Here is a 2,476-nt window from a genome sequence, read left to right as displayed (position 1 = left end):
TATACCTTCTATTATCAATTGATCACAGCATAAATCTATTGTTGCCTGACTGGAAATACTGTACGTTTTTCCTCAAAATGCAACACTGTACTAAAAGGGTTCTGTTGCAAAAAATTTAATTGGATTGCCGAGGATTCCATTTCTTTATGTGCGGATAACCCCACTATGGCTGTATATTGATATTTGAAAGAATAACATAAGCAAACCCCCGGTCTGGTAGCGACATTCAACGTGGCAAATAACTAGATTACATACAGGCTGGAACTCTGGTAGATTTGAATTTGTCTGAAGCCTCTGACCATCATATATTTTGTAGCGACCGACTCCCGGTCTTCGTAGGGTGGCTCCTTGACTTGGTTCTTAATATATTGCTCAATCTAACTTATTAGGCACATTGCTCATACTAGCGGCAAACTAGCCCCTACACCGAGATCGCTTCAGTATCATTCGCAACTACGGGGAATAACTTTGTGATAGCTATTACCGTAGCGATCGAAGTATTTGGCTTTAACTTCGGACAGGCCTTTGCCAGTGTAATGGGTTTACTCATAAAGGTACTGGTGTTAATATTACTCTGAATCTAGCCTTCTAGTTTAAAAGAAAATTGTATACCAAACATGAACCAGCCCACTAAAGATGTCCTTGTTATTGGCGGAGGTCAGAGTGCCCTAGCAGTTGGCTATTATCTGCGTAAAACAAACTTGAATTATGTTATTCTTGATCAGGCATCCCAAACGGGGGGCAGTTGGCCGCACTACTGGGAGTCTTTGCGGCTCTTTTCTCCGGCGCAGTGGAGTTCGCTGCCGGGTGTGCTGATGCCGGGTGGCTCAGACTACTATCCCAGCCGCGATGATACCATTCGCTATCTGGAAGCTTACGAAGTCCGCTATCAGCTACCTATAGTGCGTGCGGTCATGGTAACGGAAATCCTTCAACGAGGGAATGAGTTCATTGTAACATCGTCTCAGGGAGAGTACCGTAGCCGAGCGATCATTAGTGCTACGGGTTCCTTCCAAAAGCCCTATATACCGGATATGCCTGGTCTAGCCGAATTTCGGGGAACGATCCTACATTCGGCTCAGTACCAGACAGCAAAACTCTTTCGGGGGCAACGGGTACTGGTGGTAGGCGAAGGTAATTCCGGGGCGCAAATTTTGGCTGAAGTGAGTCAGGTGGCTAATACTACTTGGGTAACGCTAAAGGAACCTGAGTTTTTGCCCGATGATATATCAGGGCGTGACCTGTTTGACTATGCTAGTGCGGCTTACCGTGCCAAAAAGGATGGTGAATCCTATACTCCACCCTCACTAGGTAATATCGTGATGGTGCCTTCGGTACAGCAAGCCCGGCAACGGGGCGTGTACCGATCGGTGCGTCCTTTTAGCGAATTCACTACGGTGGGCGTTCGCTGGCCAGACGGAAAGGAAGAAGCCGTAGATACAGTAATTTTCAGTACCGGATTTCGCCCGGCATTGGATCATTTGCAGCCATTGGGTGTGGTAGAAACAGACGGGAAAGTAACTACTCATGGGACGAAGGCTGCCAAGAAAGATGGTCTGTGGCTGGTAGGCTACGGGAACTGGACGGGCTTTGCCTCAGCTACCCTCATCGGGGTGGGGCGTAGTGCTAAACAAACGGTCAGCGAAGTAACTGCCTATCTTAGATAAATATTTAATTAAGTACCTATTGTTCTCCTTCCGCTTAGTTGTTAACTCTAAATAAGTCAAATCTCTTATTTATTGCACAATCATTCCAACAATTTTAAAAGTGTTGGGAAAGAGACATATTTAAAGATGCCAGTAGTAAGGCGGTCTACGGAACCCAGGCGGCCAATGGGGTGATTATCATTACCACTAAAAGCGGAAAGTCTGCTCAAAAACCGGTCATTAGCTACTCCGGTTCCTACACTACGCAATCACCAGTCGGGAGCTGGGGAGCAACCACCAACTAGATGTTACCCTACTCTACGGCTTCAACCGCATTAGCTTTGATGAGAACCGAGCTGAAGGGACCAGCATAGCTAATCTCGCTTTATCCTACAATAGTACCGAGCAAGCGCTTAACCAATTTATCTCTTCCCAAGCTTGGGAAGAACAATACTTGTATTAGATGGCCCGCGTCAACTATGGCTTTCGCAACAAATATTTAGTCACTGCTACATTGCGCCGCGATAGGTTCAGTGGTTTCTCAGAAAATAATAAATTTGGTTTATTTCCATCGGCTGGTATGGGGTGGGTACTGTCCGAAGAAAATTTTTTAGCTAGCGTGGAGGCAATCAATTTCTTGAAGCTACGTGTAATGACCCATCAACTTAGGGTTATATTAGAGGTTCGGTAAAAATGCTGTGTTCGCGCCTTAGCTTCTGGGAATTGCATACCTAATCCTTGATGAGGCCTTTCCCGATTATAATGCATCTCCCACAAACGCAATTCATAGCGACGATGCTCTTCACAGGTGAAGTGCTTCTGGGTTAAGA

Annotated in this window: 3 protein-coding genes; 2 read left to right on the top strand and 1 reads right to left on the bottom strand. The window is 45.8% G+C overall.

The features are described 5' to 3' along the window. Positions 1-617: 617 nt before the first annotated feature. Both WBA23_RS12545 and WBA23_RS12540 read left to right on the top strand, forming a co-directional pair. On the top strand, positions 618-1,667 hold the full coding sequence (locus WBA23_RS12545) for an ArsO family NAD(P)H-dependent flavin-containing monooxygenase (protein ID WP_424582621.1): 1,050 nt from the start codon (positions 618-620) through the stop codon (positions 1,665-1,667). 116 nt (positions 1,668-1,783) lie between these two features. Further along, on the top strand, positions 1,784-1,951 hold the full coding sequence (locus WBA23_RS12540) for a hypothetical protein (protein ID WP_424582623.1): 168 nt from the start codon (positions 1,784-1,786) through the stop codon (positions 1,949-1,951). Positions 1,952-2,306: 355 nt separating this feature from the next. On the opposite strand, the gene WBA23_RS12535 is transcribed toward WBA23_RS12540, so the two are convergent. Next, the coding region (locus WBA23_RS12535; RefSeq protein WP_424582622.1) for an integrase core domain-containing protein at positions 2,307-2,476 on the bottom strand (170 nt) is incomplete at its 5' end.

Source organism: Tunicatimonas sp., from assembly GCF_049647865.1.
GTDB lineage: Bacteria > Bacteroidota > Bacteroidia > Cytophagales > Cyclobacteriaceae > Tunicatimonas.
This window is presented reverse-complemented; position numbering and strand designations above follow the sequence as displayed.